Raw genomic sequence first — 17,350 nt, 5'->3', positions numbered from 1 at the left:
TCCTCCTGCGTCGTGACGGTCGGGGCGCTCATGCGGCCTCCAGGCGGGTCGGCCCGCCGGGGGCCCGGTGGGTGCCCGCCGCGGAGCCGCGGCGGCGCAGGGCCATGACGAAGGCGAGGACCTTCGCGACGGCGACGAACAGGTGGGACGGGACCTCCTGGCCCAGCTCGCACGCCGCGTGCAGGGCGCGGGCCAGCGGGACGTCCTCGACCATCGGGACACGCTTGTCGCCCGCGACCGCGCGGATGCGCGCGGCGACGTGGCCGGAGCCCTTCGCGACCACGCGCGGCGCGCCCTTGCCGGGCTCGTAGCGCAGCGCGACGGCGACGTGCGTCGGGTTGACCAGGACGACGTCGGCCGTGGCGACCTCCGCGATCATGCGGTTGCGGCTCATCGCGATCTGCTTGGAGCGGATCGCGCCCTTGAGCAGCGGGTCGCCCTCGGACTGCTTGTGCTCGTCCTTGATCTCCTTCTTGGTCATGCGCGACTGCTTGCGGTTGCGCTTCATGACCACGAGGACGTCGAGGGCGGCGAGCACGAGGCCCGCGACCACGGCCGTGCGGATGACGTCCGCCACGCCGCCGCCCGCGGCGGCGAGGATCTGGGACAGCGAGTGCGTGCCCGAGCCGAGCAGCATCGGCACGAAGCCCTGGACGACCGTCCACAGCACCAGCCCGATGGCCGCCGTCTTGAGCGCCGCCTTGGCGCCGTTCCACCCCGCCTGGGGGCCGAACGTGTTCTTGACGCCCTTCGCGAGGTTGAACTGCTTGAAGGACGGCTTGAGCTTCTTGCTCGAGATGTGGAGCCCGCCCTGCGCGGCCGACGCGGCGATCGCCGCGATGACGACCACGGCCATGAGCGGAGCGAGCGTCGAGAGGATCGACCCCATGCCCTGCCACAGCGCGGCGACCGCGATCTCGGGGGTGGGGTCGGCGATGGCGTCGCGCACGACGGCGAGCTGGTCGGTCGCCGCGCCCGAGCCGGCGCCGAGCACCATCGGCAGCATGAGCGCACCCGTGCCGATGCCGAGCCACGCGGAGACGTCCTGCGAGCGCTGCAGCGCGCCGTCGCGGCGCAGCTGCTTCATCCGCTTGGGTGTGGCCTTCTCGGACTTGTCCTCGCCGCCGGAGCTCATCGCGTCACCCGCCCGAGGTCCGTGATCGCCGCGTCCGTCAGCGACGCCACGACCTGCGGCAGCGCGAGGTACGCGGTGACGCCGAGCAGGACCGTGAGCAGGATCTTCAGCGGGAAACCGAGGGCGAACGCGTTGAGCGCGGGCGCGACGCGCGTGAGCAGGCCGAGGCCGACGTCGGCCAGGAAGAGCACCGCGATGAGCGGCCCGGCGACCTGGAGGGCGGCGAGGAACATGTCGGTCAGCCCGTGCGTGATGGTCTCGGCCATCGCGGCGAGGTCGAGCGGCGTGCCGAGCGGCAGCGCCTCGAAGCTGCGCACGAGCCCGGCGATGACGATGTGGTGGGCGTCCGAGGCGAAGAGCAGGACGATCGCGGTGAGCTGGTACAGGCGCGTGAACTGCGCGCCGTTGCTCATGCTCATGGGGTCGAAGGCGGCGGCGAGCTGGAACCCGCCGAACAGGTCGATGAGCGTGCCGGCCGCCTGCACGGCGGAGAACACGAGGGCCACGAGGAAGCCCAGCGCGGCCCCGACGAGCACCTGCAGCACGACGTCGCCCAGGAAGCGCGCCGTCCCCGTCGCGATCGCCGTGCCGAGCTCGGGCCCGGCGGCCGCCGTCGCGCCGGGCGCGGCGAGCACGCCCAGGCCGACGGCGAGCATGGCCTTGACCTGCCCCGGGATGGCCCGGTGGGCGAACGGCGGGGCGATCACCAGGAACGCGGCGATGCGCACGCCCGCGAGCATGACGACCTCGAGCCACGCGAGGGGGATGGTCACGCCCACGGCTCAGCCCCCGAGGAGCGTGGGGATGCGCTCGAACATCTCGTGCGTGAAGGCGACGGTCTCCGAGATCATCCAGTGGCCCGCGACGAGGAGCGCGACCGCGACCGCGAGGGCCTTGGGCACGAAGCTCAGCGTCACCTCCTGGATCTGGGTGATCGACTGCAGCAGGGACACGGTGAAGCCGACGACGAGCGCCGTGACCAGGACGGGCGCGCAGAGCTTGCCCGCGAGGACCAGCGCCTGCATCCCGATGTCGAGGACCGCGGTGGTGTTCACCCGTAGCTCCCGACCAGCGCCGTGACGATGAGGCCCCAGCCGTCGACGAGGACGAAGAGGAGGAGCTTGAACGGCAGGGACACCATGACCGGCGGCAGCATCATCATGCCCATCGACATCAGCGAGGCCGAGACGACCAGGTCGATGACCAGGAACGGCACGAAGACGACGAAGCCGATGATGAACGCGGAGCGCAGCTCGGAGAGCATGAACGCCGGGATGAGCGTGGTCATCGGCACCGTCTCGGGCGACTCCGGGTTCACCTGGTCCGCGGCCCGCGTGGTGAGCGCCAGGTCCGCCTCGCGGGTCTGGCCGAGCATGAACTCACGCAGCGGCACGGTGCCCCACTCCACGGCCTGCGAGAACGTCGCCGTGCCGTCGAGGTAGGGCTGGACGCCGACGTCGTTGATGTCACCCAGCACGGGCGCCATGACGAAGAGGCTGAGGAAGAGCGCGAGGCCGGCCAGCACCTGGTTGGGCGGCACGCCCTGCAGGCCGAGCGCGTTCCGCGTCAGGGCGAGGACGACGAAGATCTTGGTGAAGCTCGTCATCATCAGCAGCAGCGAGGGCGCGACGGACAGCAGCGTGATGGTCAGCAGGACGACGATCGAGCTGCTCGGCCCACCGTTGATCCCGTTGAGGTCGATGGAGACGGTGGGGCCGTCAGCCGGGTCGGTCGGCGCGACGGGCGCGGTGGGGTCGGCGGGGTCGGCGGGCGCCTCGGGTGCCGCGTGCGCACCGCCCGCGAGGGCGACCGCCAGCACGGCGGCGAGCGCGAGCGCGAGCAGCACGAGGACCAGGCGCGCGGTCCGGCTCGGACCGGTCGCTGCGGACGCAGCGCGCGCGGTGAGGGTCTGGCTCAACGACGGATGGTCCGTTCCTGCACCGCAACCATCGCCTGGCGCCACGTGGTGGCGCTCAGGACCGATCCCTCGAGAGGGCTGCGGGGCGTGGGGACCGCGGGCATCCGTGCCGCGGGGGTGGACGGGTGGGTCGGGCGGGCCGGGACGGCGCCCGTGACCGGGTTGTCCGGCACGACGTCGGGGGCGGTGTCCGCCTCCAGGACGGCAGCCTCCAGGACGGCCGGGTCGAGCTCGACGCGCTCGCGCACGTCAGCCGCCTCGGGCAGGGGCACGTCGACCTCGGTGAGCAGGTTGACGCCGTGCTCGGTCACGCCGAGCAGGAGGCGGCGGCCCGAGACCTCGACGAGCGCGATGCCGGCGCGGCCCCCGAGCGACTGCTTGGCCACGACGCTCATGGCGGCCTGCCGGGACCGCTTGACCGCCCCGGTCCCCGCGGCGCGACGGCCGAGGAACCACAGGAGGCCGAGCACGCAGGCGAGCGCGAGCGCCACCCGCAGGCCCAGCACGAGCGCCGAGGAGTCCATCAGGCGCCCGGCTCCGAGGAGACGATCTCGGTGATGCGGATGCCGTAGTGCTCGTCGACGACGACGACCTCGCCGCGCGCCACGAGCCGGCCGTTGACCATGACGTCGGCCGGCGCGCCGGCCTCACGGTCCAGCTCGAGCACCGTGCCGGGCACGAGCTCGAGGACCTGCCGCACGGGCATCCGGGTCCGGCCGATCTCCGCGGTCAGGGTCATCTCGACGTGCTGCAGCATGCGCAGGGTCGCGCCGCCGTCGGCCGGGCGCCGCGGCGGTGCGGCGGCGCCGCGCTGGGAGGGCACGCGGTCCGCGGCGCGCAGCCGCACGCCGCACCAGGCCTGGGGGCCCGCGGGGCCGGCGAGCGCGAAGGCGACCACGCCGTCCTCGTCGAGCGCGCTGCCGAGAGGGCCCACCGTGGCGGTGTCGAGGACTCCCGGGCCGAGCACGGCGACCGCGCCCTCGAGCGCGGGTCGCAGCGCGTCGGCCACGGAGACGCCCGCGCCGGCGCCGGCGATCGCCTCGGCGACCGCCGCGTCCGCGACGACGACGATCTCGGCGCTGGTCGCGCCGACGAACGACGCGCGCACCGCGGACGTGCCCGCGAGCGGCGCCGAGGCGGGGTCGTGGAGCGCCACGGTCAGCGCGGAGGTCGACGGCAGCAGCCGTGCGAGCTCGGTGGCGACCGTGTGCGCGGTGGCCAGGGCCTCGGCGTCGTGCGCGGCGCGGACGGCCGGGCTGACCGGCAGGTCGGCGGGCAGGGCTGTCATCGGGTGCTCTCCTCGGAGGTGACGACCAGGCAGGCGAGACGGGAGCCGTTGCTCCCGAGCGCGGCACCGGCCAGGACGACGTCGTCGACGACGACGTCGAGCGGCGTGCCGACGCGGTGGGTGAGGGGGACGAGGTCGCCGACCGCGAGGTCGGTGAGCTGCGCGGGGGTGACCGTCACGGGTGCCAGGCGGACGCTGACCCGCACCGGGACCTCGTGGACCTGCGCGGCGAGGCGCGCGAGGGCGTCGTCGTGCTGGCGGACCTCGTCGACGGAGCGGACGACGGCGTTCTCGCCTGCCCGCAGCGGCGCCAGCAGGACGTCGGCGGGGAGCATGAGGGTCGCCGTCGAGCGCCGCTCCCCCGTGACGAGCTCGAAGCGCGCGACCAGGACGGGGTCGGACGCGCCGGCCGCCTGGACGAACTGGGGTGCGTACTGGACCGACTTCACGTGCACGTCGAGCTCGCGCACGGCGGCGAAGGCGTAGGCGAGGTCGCCGAGGGAGACCTGGACCAGGTCGCGCACGAGGCGCCACTCGATGTCGGTGAGCTCACGCTCCGTGTCCGGCAGCGCGATGCCCGGCCCGCCGAGCAGGTAGTCGACCCACAGCGTCGCGGTGTCCACGGGGAGCTGCACGACGGCCGTGGACCGGCCCTGCTCGACGCCGCACAGGATCATCGCGGTGTGCGTGGGCAGCGGCCGGACGTACTCGTCGTACGAGTGCAGCTGGACGGACACCAGCGTCGCGGACGCGACGACGCGCAGCCGTGAGGTGAGCAGGGTGCTCCACTGGCGGGCGTAGGTCTCGAAGGCCATCTCCAGGACACGGCCGTGCTCGCGCGCGAGCGTCATCGGACGACGGAAGTCGTACAGCTCGGGCGCGCGTGGCGGCGCGCCGGGGGCGCGGCGCCCGGCGTGGGTCGGCGGCGCGGCTGCTGCCTCAGTGACGGTCACGCCGACTGATCGGCACGCGCGCGGGCGTCATGAGGAGTCCAGGGCACGTGGGTGCACGCGGTGACCGCGTGTCGTGCCCCCGCTCGCCGTCGTGCGGCGTGCGGGTGAGGTGGCGCCCTCCGTGGCGCCTCGACTGCACCGGCCTCCGTGCCGGTTCCGTGCTGGTACGGCCGGGCCCGTCGGGCCGGTCGCACGCTCAGGTCACTGCGTGACGTAGTCCGTCAGGTAGACGTCCATCACCTCCCCCTCGTAGCCCTCGACGAGCTGGTGGCGGAGCTGGTCCTTGAGCGCCGCGCGGCCCTCGGCGGAGCCGACCTCCTCCACGGTGCGGCCCGAGAAGAGGTCGATGGCGACGTCGAGCGCATGCGCGGTCGACACCTCCTCGTGGACCTCCTCGGTCAGCTGGAGGGCGAAGCCCAGGCGCAGGTAGTGCCCCGCCGCGAGGTTGATGCTCACGGCCTCGACCGTGACGACCTCGCCGGGCACGGGTGCGGGCTCGGCGACCTCGGCCGGCTCGCCGGCCCCGGGGCCCAGGAGGAGGTACCAGGCGGCTCCGCCGGCCAGCGCGAGGAGCAGGGCGAGCACGAGCACGAGCTTCTTGCGGCTGCGCTGGGGCGGCTCCTCCTCGGCCGCCACCGTGGGCGCGCCGATGCGCTGGGACGCGCCCTTGGCGGTCTTGGACGCGATGATCCGCTGTTCGGTCGGCATGCTCACCCCTGCTGTGCTGCGGCGATGGACGGGAGGAGGGCGCGGACGTCCTCCGGGACGGAGGAGAGCACCACGAGGTCGACGCGGCGGTTGGCCTCGAGCGGGTCCTCGCCGGGCTCGGCCATCGGCCGGGCCTCCCCGAAGCCGACCGCCGCGATGCGCTGAGGTGCGACGCCGCCGGCCTCGACCAGGCGGCGCAGGACCTGCGTGGCGCGGTCGGACGAGAGCTCCCAGTTCGTCGGGTAGCGCCCGGAGACCGGGATGTCGTTGGTGTGGCCTTCGACGGAGATCTCGTCGGGGATCGAGGCGAGGACCGGCGCCGTCGTGTCGACGATGCGCCGCGCGGTGTCGGTGAGCTCCGCGCTCGCGGCGCGGAAGAAGACGTCGTCGGCGACCATCCCGATGACCAGGCCGCGCTCGGTGACCCGGAACCGGACGCGGTCGGCGAGCCCCGCCGGGGTGAGCGCGGCCGAGATCTGGTCCGCGATCGCGTCGAGGCGCTGGTACTCCGTGGTCGCCGCCTGCGAGCGCGCCTCGGCCTCGGCGATCTCGGGCGACGGCGCGGCGATCTGCTCGGCCTCCACACCGGCCTCCGAGCGGAGGTCGGGCGTGATCTGGATCGCCTCGACACCCGTGAGCGGGCCCGTGCTGCCCTCGAGCGCGACGGGCGCCGGCTGCCCGAAGCCGGACGCCAGCGACTGGCGCAGCTGCTCGAACTTGACCTGGTCGACCTGGCTGATCGCGTAGAGCACGATGAAGAGGCCGACGAGCACGGTCATCATGTCCGCGTAGCTCACGGCCCAGCGCTCGTGGTTCTCGTGCTCCTCCTCGTGGACGACGCGCGACTTGCGCCCGTGTCCCCCGGAGCCGTGGCCGGCGCTCATGCCGCGGCCTTCTTGCCTGTCCTGCCGTCGGCGGCGGCCACGGCCGCGGGCGGCATGAGGCTGCGCAGACGCTGACCGACCAGGCGCGGGTTCGCGCCGGACTGGATGGCCAGGAGGCCCTCGACGACGAGCTCCATGTGCGCGATCTCCAGCTCGGACGCGCGGCCCACGCGGGCCCCGAGGGGCAGCCACACGAGGTTCGCGGACAGCAGGCCCCACAGCGTCGCCACGAAGGCCGCGGCGATCATGTGCCCGAGCTCGTCGGGGCTCGAGAGGTTCTCGAGCACGTGGACGAGCGAGACGACCGTGCCGATGATGCCGATCGTCGGGGCGTAGCCGCCCATGTTGTTGAAGACCTTGGCGATGCTCTTGTCCTGCGCGCGCTTGCTCGCGATGCGGTCCTCGAGCATCTCGCGCAGGTCGTCGGGGTCCGTGCCGTCGATCGCGGACTGCAGGCCCGAGCGCAGGAAGGGGTTCTCGACCGTGCGCGCGGCGTCCTCGAGGGAGAGCAGGCCCTCGCGCCGGGCGCGGTCGGCCAGGCCGACGACGACGTCGACCGTCTCGTCGAGGTCCGGTCGCTTGAACGTGAGCCAGCCCTTGAGGGTCGTGAACGCGAGCGTGAAGTCGGCCAGCGTCGTGGACGCCAGGCCGGCGCCGATCGTGCCGCCGATCACCAGGATCATCGGCGCGGGGAGCACCACGGACATGGGGCTCGAGCCCTCGAGGAAGATCGAGAGCAGGACCATCGCGAACGCGAAGCCGATACCGCCCAGGGTTGCCGGATCCATCAGTCGGCCTCCGGGACGGCGCTCAGCGCCCGCGCATGGCGCAGGTCGGTGACGGGGGCGAGCTCGGCCGTCTCCCGCGACGCGTCGAGCGTGGCGGCGGCGACACGCGCGCGGTACCGGATGACGAGCTCGGTGATCTCCTCGAGCGACTCCGTGACGATGTACTTGGTGCCGTCGATGAGCGTGAGGATCGTGTCCGGCGTGCTCTCGGCGCGCTGGAGCAGGTCGGGGTTCACCGCGAAGCGCGGCCCGTTCAGGCGCGTGACGACGATCATGGCTGTATCCGTCCCTGGGTGATGCCTCGGGGCCCGTCCATGAGCCCTGCTGACGTTTCCATCGGCGGGTGCGCCCCGATGTGAGGCTTCCGCGGCTGCGGAGTCGCACCTGCCGCCCGTGCGCGGCGCCCATCGGTGCGTGGGGCGCGCGCTTGCGTGCGTCGCGTGCGCGCTTGCGTGCGGGGCATGGTGCTGGAGTGACGGCTGGGGACGGTGTGAGTCACACCGGCCCCAGCAGCACCACGAGCACCACGCCCCGCACGGAAGCGCCGACAGCGAGCGGTGGGTGGCGCGTCAGCGCTTGAGGTTGACGAGCTCCTGGAGCATCTCGTCGGACGTCGTGATGACGCGCGAGTTCGCCTGGAACCCGCGCTGGGCGATGATCAGGTTGGTGAACTCGGCCGAGAGGTCGACGTTCGACATCTCCAGCGTGCCGCCCGAGAGCGCGCCGCGGCCGCCCGACCCGGCGGCCCCGACCTGCGGGTCCCCGGAGTTGACGGTGGTCCGGTAGAGCGAGCCGCCCGCCTTCTCGAGGCCGGCCGGGTTCGTGAAGGTCGCCAGCGAGACCTTGCCGAGCGGCTGCTTCAGGCCGTTGCTGAACGTGCCGAGCAGCGTGCCGTCGGCGTTGATCATGAAGGACTGGAGCGTGCCGGCGGCGCGGCCGTCCTGCACCGAGGCCTCGACGGTCGTCAGACCGGCGTAGCCGGTGAGGGCGGCGAGGTCCACGGTGACGGGCCCCGCGGCGAGCGAGGCACCACCCGTGAGGTTGCCGGCCGCGTCGAACGCCAGCGCGCCCGTGCCGACCGTCGCCCCGCCGCGCGTCGCGGTGACGTCCCAGCCGGTCGCGGTGCGCGTGAACGCGAGGTTGAGCGACGACGCCGTGCCGTCCTCGCCGTGGACCTCGATCGCGCGGTTGAGCACGGTGCCGGCCGCCGCGTCCGACGGCAGGTTGCCCTCGAAGGTGGCGCTACCGGTCGCCGCGGCGCCCATGAGCGTCGCGATGGGCAGGCGGATGTCGGTGAGCGGGCCGTTGACGTCGATCGTGCCGTCGGCCGCGGCGGCCCAGCCCTGGACGAGACCACCGTCGGGGGTCACGAGCTGACCGGTCGCGTCGAAGTCGAACGCGCCGGCCCGCGAGTAGAACTGCTCGCCGCCCTTCTCGACGACGAAGAAGCCGTCGCCCGAGATCATCATGTCCGTCGAGCGGTTGGTGAGCTGGGCGGCGCCCTGCTGGAAGTTGGTCGTGATGCCGGCGATCCGCACGCCCAGGCCGACCTGCGCGGGGTTGGTGCCGCCGACGCCGGCCTGGGGGCCGCCCGCGTTCGTGACCACCTGCGAGAGCGTGTCCTGGAACTGGGCCTGCGAGGACTTGAAGCCGGTCGTGTTGACGTTGGCGATGTTGTTGCCGGTCACGTCGAGCATGGTCTGGTGGGCGCGGAGGCCGCTGATCCCGGAGAAGAGCGAGCGGAGCATGTCAGTTCCCTTCGGATGGTGTCGCGGCCTGGTCAGGCGGCAGGGGTGGCCGGCACAGCGGCGGGGGTCGTGGGTGCGGGCACCGCGGGTGCGGTGCGGCTGCGGACGAGCGTGACGCCGTCGAGCGGGACGTCGGTGCCCGCGACGCGCAGCATCGGGACGGGACCGGCGAAGGAGACGGACTCGGCGGTCCCCGTGCGGGCGACGCCCGCGGCGTCGACGTAGCCGACCTCCTGGCCGACCATCCCGCCCGCGGCGACGCGCATCTGGAGCGCGAAGCCCTCGCGTGACGTCTCCGCCATCGCCGTGAGCTGCTCCATCGAGGCCAGCTGCGTCGACTGGGCCATCATCGCGGCGGTGTCCATGGGCGCCGTCGGGTCCTGGTGACGCAGCTGGGCGACGAGCAGGGCCAGGAAGACCTCCTGGTCCATCTCCTTCTTGGCGGTCGACGTCGTGCCCGTGGCGTGGACGCTGGTGGCGCCCGCCGGTGGGGCGGTGACGGGGCCCGTGAGCGGGATGCTGGTCATGATGTCCTCTCAGACGACGAGGTCGAGGCCGCGGCGGCCGGTCGGCAGGTGGTTGGTGGGCGCGTCGCCGGTCGCCGGCGGCTGGGCGGTGACCTCGTCCGCGACGCCGGAGCGACCGGCGTCGGGACCGTGGCCGCCGGGCTGGGTGCCCGGACCGCCGTGGCCCGCGGCCCCGTGCTGGCTCCGCGCCCCGAGGTCGAGGTGCGGGGGCAGGCCGGCCGCGACCAGGTCGCGGCGCAGGTCGGGCAGCGCGGCCCGCAGTGCGTCGCGCGCCTGGTCGGTCGCGCCGAGGAGCTCGATCCGCACGCCGCCCTCGGGACCGATGTGCGCGACCACGCGGACCGGCCCGATGGACTCGGGCTGGATCCGCAGCACCATGACGTGCTCGCCCGCCGGGGCGGCGCGCAGGGCGACCAGCCGGGTGGCGAGCTGCGCGGCGACGACAGGTGGCTCGACGGGCGCCCGCGGCGTCGGCAGCGCCGCGTCGGTGCCGCGCACCGGAGCGGCGGACGACGGCGCCGCGGTCGGCGGGACGCCGTGCGCGCTCGCCCCCTCCACCCTCGCTCCGTCCGTCCGTGCCACGTCCGCGCGTGCCCCGTCCGCGGTCGCCGGCTCCGACGCCGTCGCGGCCGCCGCTGCGCTCGGCGCCCCGGCCGCCGCCGCGGTCGGCGCCGGCGTGGCCGTGGCCTCGCCGTCGGCACCCCCGGCGGAGGGCGGGAGAACCGGCGCGACGGCGGCGGCCTGGTTGCCCGCGGCGGCACCCGGCACCGGGGCCGGGGTCGGGGCGCCGGGGACGGCGCCGCTCGACGTCGCGGTGCCGGCGCCCTGACCCGTGGCCGCGTCGTCCGCTGCGGGCCCGGCGGACGGCGTGCCCGACTCACCGCTGCGGGCCAGCGCCTGCATCGCCGCGAGGACGATCTGCTCGACCGTCATCGTCACGGGCGTCGCGGCGCCGGCCGGGGGGCCCGCGCTCACGCCCGGGGCACCGACCTCGCCGGCCTCGGCCGACGCGTCGCCGGTCCCGCCGGTCCCGCCGGTCACGGTCGCGCCGTCCTCCGCGGGCCGCGCGTCGGCTCGCTCGCCGGCGTCGGTCCGGGCGTCGGCCCGGGCGTCGGCCCGGGCGTCGGCCCGCTCGCCCGCGTCGGCTCGCTCACCGGCGTCGGCGGCGTCCAGCGTGCGCGCGAACGCCTTCGGGTCCGCGTCGGGACGCCCGGCGCGCTCGGGCTCGGGCCGTGCCGGGCGGGGCGGGGCAGCGGGCGGGGCGACGACGGTCACCGGTCCTCCTCGGTCGTGGGTCCGGGCGCGGCGCCGGCGCGGCGCAGGGCCGCCTCGTCGAGCGCGAGCTGCTCCGAACGGAGCTCCTCGACGGCGACCACGGCCTCGTGGCGATCGGCGAGCTTGCGGATCATGAGCGCGCGGGCGCGGGCGTCGCTCCAGTCGTCGGTCGCCCGGCGCACGCGGAAGTCGACGACGTCCCTCGCCGCCACGGCCTCGGTGAACAGGCCGCTGGCCGCGGCCCGAGCCGCCACCGCCGCCTGCCAGGTGATCTCGTCGGACCGCTCGGGGAGCTCCGCCGCCGCGAGCGCCTGGGCGGAGCGGCGCTCACGCCGCTCGGCCGCGCGCAGTGACGCGTTGGCCCGCTCGAGCTCGGCGGCGGCCTGCTCCTCCTGCATGCCGCGCAGGCGCAGGAGGCCGGCCAGCCGGAAGGGGGTGGCCATCACAGGCCACCCATCTGGCCGACGAGGCGCCGCAGGTGCTCCCACGACTCGCCGGCCGGGGCGGCCTCGTCCATGCCCTGGCGCAGGAAGGCGTCGATGGCGTCGGCGTTCGCGACGGCCGCGTCGACCAGCGGGTTGGAGCCGGCCGCGTAGGCACCGACGTCGAGCAGGTCCTGCGCGCGACGGCGCGCCGCCATGACCTGGCGCAGGCGCGCGGCCAGGGCCTTCTGCTCGGGCGTGCTCACCCGGCCGGCCACGCGCGAGACGGAGCCGAGCACGTCGACGCTCGGGAAGTGGCCCGCCACGGCGAGGTCGCGCGTCAGCACGACGTGGCCGTCGAGGATGGATCGCGCGGCGTCCGCGATCGGCTCGTTGTGGTCGTCGCCGTCGACCAGGACGGTGTAGATGCCCGTCACCGAGCCGCGCTCGGCGGTGCCCGCGCGCTCGAGCAGCTGCGCGAGCAGCGAGAAGGTCGACGGCGGGTAGCCGCGCGTGGCGGGCGGCTCCCCGACGGACAGGCCGATCTCGCGCTGCGCCATCGCCACGCGCGTCAGCGAGTCCATCATCAGGACGACGTCGGCGCCCTCGTCCCGGAAGGACTCGGCGATCCGGGTGGCGACGAACGCCGCGCGCAGCCGGACCAGCGGCGGCTCGTCGGACGTCGCGACGACGACGACGCTGCGCGCCAGGCCCTCGGGGCCGAGGTCGTCCTCGAGGAACTCGCGCACCTCGCGGCCGCGCTCACCGACGAGCGCGATGACGGAGACCTGCGCCTCGGTCCCGCGCGCGATCATCGAGAGCAGGCTCGACTTGCCCACGCCGGAGCCGGCGAACAGCCCGAGGCGCTGGCCGCGGCCCGCGGTGACGAGCGTGTCGAGCGCGCGCACGCCGAGGGAGAGCGGGGTGTCGACGCGCGCGCGGCCCAGGGCCGAGGGCGCGCTGCCGCTGACGCTCGTGCGGGGGGCGCCGTCGAGGGGGCCACGGCCGTCGATCGGCCGGCCGAGGCCGTCGAGCACGCGCCCGAGGAGCGCGGGTCCGGTCGGCGCGGTCAGGGGCCGGCCCGTCGAGCGCACGGGCAGGCCGGTGCGCAGGCCGTGGACGGCACCGAGCGGCATGCAGCGCAGCGCGCGGGTCGTCACGGCGACCACCTCGGCCGCGATCCGGTCGTCGATCAGCACCAGGTCACCGACCGCGCCGCGCAGCCCGGCGACGTCGACCGAGAGCCCGACGACGGCATCGACGGTCCCCACCGGCTGCGGCGCGGCGGCGGCGAGGGCGCGGGTGAAGCGCTCGTCGGCCAGCAGGGCGGTCACAGGTCCTCCCCGAGCAGCGCCTCGCGCGCCCGGGCCAGCGCGGTGGCGACCTGCGCGTCGAGGAAGCCCGTGGGGTGCTCGCTCACGGCGTCGCCGGGCGCCAGGCCGGCGTCCGCGACCAGTTGGACGCCCTGGGGGACGCGGACGCCGTCGGCCGGGTCCGTGCCGGCCTCGGCGAGCAGCGCCCGGACGTGCGCGAGGTCGGCCGGGTTCAGGCGCACGGTGTGCACGTCCACGCCGGCGGGGACCGCGAGCGCGCGCTCGAGGACGGCCCGGGCCGACGTCGGACCGGGGGTGAGCTCGCGTCGCAGCACGGCCTCGGCGAGCGCGAGGCCGGCCTCCTGGACGCCGCGGCGGACCTCCTCGACGACGGGGACCGTGCGCGCCTCGGCCGCGGCGGCGGCACGCTCGAGCACGGCGACCGCCGCGGCGAGGGACGCCCGCTGCCCGGCCTGCGCCTCGGCGGCCCGCAGCTCGAGCTGACGCGCCTGGAGCTCGGCGGCCTGCGCCGCGGCGCGCGCACCCGCGGCCCACCCGGCGGCGAAGCCCGCGACGCGGGCGCGCTCGGCCTCGGCGGTCGCGGAGGCCGACGCGACGCTGGGCAGCGCGACGGCGCGGAACTCGGGGGCGGTCGGGGCCGCGGTCTCAGGCGACATACTCGTCCTCGCCCTCGCGGCGGATGACGATCTGCCCGCTCTCCTCGAGGCGGCGGATGACCTGCACGACGGCGGCCCGCGCCTCCTCGACCATGGACAGCCGGACCGGACCCAGGAGCTCGATCTCCTCGGCGAGGTTCTCGGCCGCGCGCTGGGACAGGTTGCGCAGGATCTTCTCCCGCACCGCCTCGTCGACGCCCTTGAGCGCCGTCGCGAGCGAGGCCATCTCGACCCCGCGCAGCACGAGCTGGATGGCGCGGTCCTCGAGCAGGACGATGTCGCCGAAGACGAACATCCGGCTGCGGACCTCCTCGGCGAGGGCCTTGTCGCGCTCCTCGAGGCCCTCCAGGATCGCCTTCTCGGTGCCCGGGTCCGCGCGGTTGATGATCTCGACGAGGGGCTGCACGCCGCCGACGGCGGAGAGCTCCTGCGGCGTCAGGACGGCCGAGGCCTTGCGCTGGAGCGACTCGGCGACGAGCTGGACGACGTCGGGCGAGGCGCGCTCCATGAGTGCGATGCGGTGGGCGACGTCGGCCTGGACCGCGGCCGGCAGGCCGGCCATGATCCCCGACGCGTGCTCGGCCCGCAGGTGCGCGAGCACGAGGGCGACGGTCTGCGGGTGCTCGCCCGAGAGCAGGGAGACGACCTGGCGGGCGTCGGCGTACTGCAGGAACTCGAACGGCTGCCCCTGGAGCGTGCTCGCGAGCCGCTCGAGCATCCCGGCCGCCCGCTCGCGCCCGACGGAGGCCTCGAGCAGCTGCTGCGCGAGGCCGAGCCCGCCGCGGCTGACGGCGCCGCTGCCCCCGAGGGAGGCGGCGTGGAACTCCTCGAGCACGCTGTTCGCGACGCTGGCGTCCACGCGCTCGAAGCGCGCGATCTCCGCGGTGAGCTCCTCGATCTCGGCGTCGTCGAGCTGCGCCATGACGCGCGAAGCCTGCTCCTTGCCGAGCTGGATGAGCATGAGGGCGGCCTTCTGCCGGCCGGTCAGCCCGGGGGTGGTGGTCACGAGGGTCATCAGCGGCGTCCGCCCACGAGCCAGCCCCGCAGGACCTCGGCCACCTCGGCCGGCTGGTCGGCCGCGAGGGCCATGACGTCCTCGCGCTTGGCGGCGAGCTCGTCCGCGGCCAGGTCCCGCGCCGGCGGCAGCACGTACGCGGGCTCCGGCTCGGGCTCGATGACCTGCCGCTGCGCGGCCTCGACCAGCTCGATCGCGCCGAGGTCGATCGCCTCGCGCCGCGCCCGGCGGCTGCGACGGGCACCCATGACCGCAGCGGCGATGAGCGCCAGCAGCACGATGCCCGCGATGGCTGCCGTGCGGATGAGCTCCGACTGCTGCGCGGTCTGCGCCTCGGCCTCGGCGGCTGCGATCGCCGTCTGCGCGGCCTCGGCCGTCGTGGTGTCGAAGGCCATGCGGGACACGGAGACGACGTCGCCGCGCGCCTCGTCGATGCCGGCGGCGGCCACGACGGCCTGCTGCAGGTCACCCATGTTCAGCGCGCCGCCCGCGTCGGCGGAGACGACCACGGAGACGGACTGCCGGCGCACGGCGCCCGGGGTCGAGGTGAGCTGCTCGACCGTCTTGTTGACGGTGTTGTTCACCGTCGAGCTCTCCTTGCGGTACTCGCCCTCGCCGCCGGCGGCGCCCTGGGGCTGCCCGTCCGGGCCCAGGATCCCGGTCGCCCCTGCCTCGGCGCCGCCCGTGTACTCCTCGACGCTGGTCTGCGCGGACGACGGCGGCGCGCCCTCGGCCGGCGTGTACGTCTCGCTGGTCCGGGCGATCTGGTCGTAGTCCAGGTCCGCCGTGACGCTGACGACCGCGTTGCCGGCGCCGACGATGCGCTCGAGCATCCCCTGGACGTTGCTGGCGACGCGCGCCTCGTACTCGGCGGTCTGTCCGCCCTGCATCCCCCCGGCCTGCGTGCCGCCGACGGCGGACAGCACGGTGCCGTTCGCGTCGACCACCGCGACGTCGGTCGGGTCCATGCCCTCGATGCCGGCCGAGACGAGGTGGACGATCGCCTGGACCTTGTCGCTGTCCACCGTCGCGCCGGCCTTGGTCTTGATGAAGACGGACGCGGTCGGGTCGGCGGTCTCCGAGACGAACACGCTCTCCTCGGGCAGCGCGAGCCGCACGGTGGCGGTCTCGACGCCCGCGAGCGACTGGATCGTCTTGGCGAGCTCGCCCTCGAGGGCGCGCTGGTAGGTGACCTGCTGCTGGAACTCGGACGACGTCATGCCCATGTCGTCCAGCAGCGAGTAGCCCGCGCCGTCCGACGCCGTCGGCAGGCCCGCCGCGGCGGCGACGAGGCGCATCGCGTAGACGTCGTCGGCCGGGACCATGACGCTCGAGCCGCCGTCGGCCAGCTCGTAGGGCACGCCCTCGGACTCGAGCTGGTCGACGATGGCGCTCGCGTCGCTCGCGGCCAGGCCCGTGAACAGGGGCGTCATCGTCGGCTTCGCGGCCCACGCGGACAGCGCGACCGCGCCGAGCACGAGCCCGGCGAGGCCGATGAGCGCGAGGGTGCGCTGAGCGAGGGTGAAGGCCCCGATCGTCGCGCGGACCCGGCCGACCAGGCCGGAGAGCTGCGCGGGCATCAGGCCTGCATCCGCATGATCTCGGTGAACGCGTCGACGGCCTTGTTGCGCAGCGCCGCGGTCAGCTCGAGGGCGACCGCCGCCTGGGAGGACGCGATCGTGTAGTCGTGCACGTCGTCGAGGTCACCCGTGACGGCCGCGACGCCGAGGGCGTCCGACGTCGACTGCATGGCCTGGAGCTGGTCGATGGACCCGGCGAGCGTGGTGCCGAAGGCGGCACCCGTGCCCGCCGTCGGGCCCGTCGGCGCGGCGCTCGCGCCACCGAGGGGGGACAGCGCGCCGAGCAGGCCGGCGGGAGACATGCCCCCGATCGCGTCGATGCTCATCAGCCACGTCCGATCTGCAGTGCTGCGGTGTAGGTCTCGCGGGCGCGGTCGACCACGGCGGCGTTCGCCTGGTAGCCGCGCTGCGCCATGATCAGTTGGGTCATCTGGCTCGACATGTCGATGTCGGGGTAGCGCACGTAGCCCTCGGCGTCTGCCAGCGGGTTGGCGGGCTCGTAGACGAGGCGGCCCTCGGCCGACCCGAACACCGCGCCGGCGACCCGCACGCCCCGGTCGCCGTCCTCGACGGACTGGGCGACGACGTACCGGGCCCGGAAGGCCTCCTCGTCCGTGCTGCGCACGGTGTTGAGGTTGGCGAGGTTGTCGGAGATGGCGTCGAGCCACGTGCGGTACGTGGTCATGCCGCTGCCGGCGGTGTTGATCGCCCCGAAGATGCTCATCACGCGGTCCGCATCGCGGTGCGGAGCTTGCTGAACGTGCCGTCCATCGCGCGCGTGGCCAGCTCGTACCGCAGGTTCGTCTCGATGTTGGTCAGCGTCTCGGTGTCGAGGTTGACGTTGTTGCCGTCCAGGCGGGTCGGGTCCAGCGACTGCGACCGGCTCGCGGTGACGGCGCCGGAGCCGTCGCCCACGGCGCGGGCGAGCGCGGCCTCGAAGCTGACGCGCCCGGCGCGGTAGCCGGGGGTCTGGATGTTCGCGACGTTGTCGGCGATGACGCGCTGGCGCAGGGCGAGCCCGTCGAGCGCGCTGCTCATGGCGACGAAGGAGACCGAGTCGAACACAGCCGGGTCCACCTCAAGGTGCGAGGGGCGGTACGGCCGTTCCATGGCCTTCGG

Annotated in this window: 22 protein-coding genes; all 22 read right to left on the bottom strand. The window is 74.7% G+C overall.

Annotated features, from left to right (window positions below; translation table 11 throughout):
• Positions 1-28 precede the first annotated feature (28 nt).
• A complete protein-coding gene (locus H2O74_RS00330; protein ID WP_182112608.1) occupies positions 29-1,135 on the bottom strand; it encodes a flagellar biosynthesis protein FlhB in 1,107 nt (368 codons plus the stop codon).
• Entirely contained in the window at positions 1,132-1,914 is a 783-nt protein-coding gene (locus H2O74_RS00325; protein WP_255491700.1) for a flagellar biosynthetic protein FliR, read from the bottom strand. The genes H2O74_RS00330 and H2O74_RS00325 overlap by 4 nt, the downstream gene beginning before the upstream one ends.
• 3 nt (positions 1,915-1,917) lie before the next feature.
• Positions 1,918-2,190, bottom strand: a complete 273-nt coding sequence (fliQ, locus tag H2O74_RS00320; RefSeq protein ID WP_182112607.1) for a flagellar biosynthesis protein FliQ — start codon at positions 2,188-2,190, stop codon at positions 1,918-1,920.
• Positions 2,187-2,990 (bottom strand): flagellar type III secretion system pore protein FliP, encoded by an 804-nt coding sequence (fliP, locus tag H2O74_RS00315; protein WP_182113954.1) that lies wholly within the window; start codon positions 2,988-2,990, stop codon positions 2,187-2,189. The genes fliQ and fliP overlap by 4 nt, the downstream gene beginning before the upstream one ends.
• Positions 2,991-3,049: 59 nt before the next feature.
• Positions 3,050-3,577 carry a flagellar biosynthetic protein FliO gene (gene fliO / locus H2O74_RS00310; protein ID WP_182112606.1) on the bottom strand — a complete coding sequence of 176 codons (528 nt, stop codon included), beginning with the start codon at positions 3,575-3,577 and terminating at the stop codon, positions 3,050-3,052.
• A complete protein-coding gene (fliN, locus tag H2O74_RS00305; protein ID WP_182112605.1) occupies positions 3,577-4,341 on the bottom strand; it encodes a flagellar motor switch protein FliN in 765 nt (254 codons plus the stop codon). Before fliN ends, fliO begins: the two co-directional genes overlap by 1 nt.
• The gene (locus tag H2O74_RS00300) at positions 4,338-5,294 is read right to left on the bottom strand and encodes a flagellar motor switch protein FliM (RefSeq protein WP_255491698.1); all 957 of its coding nucleotides are present in this window, start codon (positions 5,292-5,294) and stop codon (positions 4,338-4,340) included. Before H2O74_RS00300 ends, fliN begins: the two co-directional genes overlap by 4 nt.
• A gap of 201 nt (positions 5,295-5,495) precedes the next feature.
• Positions 5,496-6,002 carry a flagellar basal body-associated protein FliL gene (gene fliL, locus H2O74_RS00295; protein WP_182112604.1) on the bottom strand — a complete coding sequence of 169 codons (507 nt, stop codon included), beginning with the start codon at positions 6,000-6,002 and terminating at the stop codon, positions 5,496-5,498.
• A 2-nt stretch (positions 6,003-6,004) separates the two neighbouring features.
• Positions 6,005-6,886 (bottom strand): flagellar motor protein MotB, encoded by an 882-nt coding sequence (locus tag H2O74_RS00290; RefSeq protein ID WP_182112603.1) that lies wholly within the window; start codon positions 6,884-6,886, stop codon positions 6,005-6,007.
• Positions 6,883-7,674: a motility protein A gene (locus tag H2O74_RS00285; RefSeq protein WP_182112602.1), complete on the bottom strand. Its 792-nt coding sequence runs from the start codon at positions 7,672-7,674 to the stop codon at positions 6,883-6,885. The genes H2O74_RS00290 and H2O74_RS00285 overlap by 4 nt, the downstream gene beginning before the upstream one ends.
• Positions 7,674-7,949, bottom strand: coding sequence for a flagellar FlbD family protein (locus H2O74_RS00280; RefSeq protein ID WP_182112601.1), 276 nt, complete (start codon positions 7,947-7,949; stop codon positions 7,674-7,676). Before H2O74_RS00280 ends, H2O74_RS00285 begins: the two co-directional genes overlap by 1 nt.
• A 294-nt stretch (positions 7,950-8,243) precedes the next feature.
• Positions 8,244-9,422, bottom strand: coding sequence for a flagellar hook protein FlgE (locus H2O74_RS00275; protein ID WP_182112600.1), 1,179 nt, complete (start codon positions 9,420-9,422; stop codon positions 8,244-8,246).
• Positions 9,423-9,454: 32 nt separating this feature from the next.
• Positions 9,455-9,949: a flagellar hook assembly protein FlgD gene (locus tag H2O74_RS00270; RefSeq protein WP_182112599.1), complete on the bottom strand. Its 495-nt coding sequence runs from the start codon at positions 9,947-9,949 to the stop codon at positions 9,455-9,457.
• A 9-nt stretch (positions 9,950-9,958) separates the two neighbouring features.
• The gene (locus H2O74_RS00265) at positions 9,959-11,224 is read right to left on the bottom strand and encodes a flagellar hook-length control protein FliK (RefSeq protein ID WP_182112598.1); all 1,266 of its coding nucleotides are present in this window, start codon (positions 11,222-11,224) and stop codon (positions 9,959-9,961) included.
• Entirely contained in the window at positions 11,221-11,667 is a 447-nt protein-coding gene (locus H2O74_RS00260; RefSeq protein WP_182112597.1) for a flagellar export protein FliJ, read from the bottom strand. The genes H2O74_RS00265 and H2O74_RS00260 overlap by 4 nt, the downstream gene beginning before the upstream one ends.
• Entirely contained in the window at positions 11,667-12,980 is a 1,314-nt protein-coding gene (locus tag H2O74_RS00255) for a FliI/YscN family ATPase (protein ID WP_182112596.1), read from the bottom strand. Before H2O74_RS00255 ends, H2O74_RS00260 begins: the two co-directional genes overlap by 1 nt.
• The gene (locus H2O74_RS00250) at positions 12,977-13,636 is read right to left on the bottom strand and encodes a FliH/SctL family protein (protein ID WP_182112595.1); all 660 of its coding nucleotides are present in this window, start codon (positions 13,634-13,636) and stop codon (positions 12,977-12,979) included. Before H2O74_RS00250 ends, H2O74_RS00255 begins: the two co-directional genes overlap by 4 nt.
• Positions 13,626-14,651: a flagellar motor switch protein FliG gene (fliG, locus tag H2O74_RS00245; protein WP_182112594.1), complete on the bottom strand. Its 1,026-nt coding sequence runs from the start codon at positions 14,649-14,651 to the stop codon at positions 13,626-13,628. Before fliG ends, H2O74_RS00250 begins: the two co-directional genes overlap by 11 nt.
• Entirely contained in the window at positions 14,651-16,231 is a 1,581-nt protein-coding gene (gene fliF / locus H2O74_RS00240) for a flagellar basal-body MS-ring/collar protein FliF (RefSeq protein ID WP_182112593.1), read from the bottom strand. The genes fliG and fliF overlap by 1 nt, the downstream gene beginning before the upstream one ends.
• Positions 16,231-16,557, bottom strand: a complete 327-nt coding sequence (gene fliE, locus H2O74_RS00235; protein WP_182112592.1) for a flagellar hook-basal body complex protein FliE — start codon at positions 16,555-16,557, stop codon at positions 16,231-16,233. Before fliE ends, fliF begins: the two co-directional genes overlap by 1 nt.
• Positions 16,557-16,955, bottom strand: coding sequence for a flagellar basal body rod protein FlgC (gene flgC, locus H2O74_RS00230; RefSeq protein ID WP_182112591.1), 399 nt, complete (start codon positions 16,953-16,955; stop codon positions 16,557-16,559). The genes fliE and flgC overlap by 1 nt, the downstream gene beginning before the upstream one ends.
• Positions 16,955-17,296, bottom strand: coding sequence for a flagellar basal body rod protein FlgB (gene flgB, locus H2O74_RS00225; protein WP_182112590.1), 342 nt, complete (start codon positions 17,294-17,296; stop codon positions 16,955-16,957). The genes flgC and flgB overlap by 1 nt, the downstream gene beginning before the upstream one ends.
• Positions 17,297-17,350 lie beyond the last annotated feature (54 nt).

Source organism: Actinotalea sp. JY-7876 (assembly GCF_014042015.1).
Taxonomy (GTDB): Bacteria; Actinomycetota; Actinomycetes; order Actinomycetales; family Cellulomonadaceae; genus Actinotalea.
The sequence above is the reverse complement of the archived record's forward strand: the minus strand, read 5'-3'. Positions and strand labels throughout refer to the sequence as shown.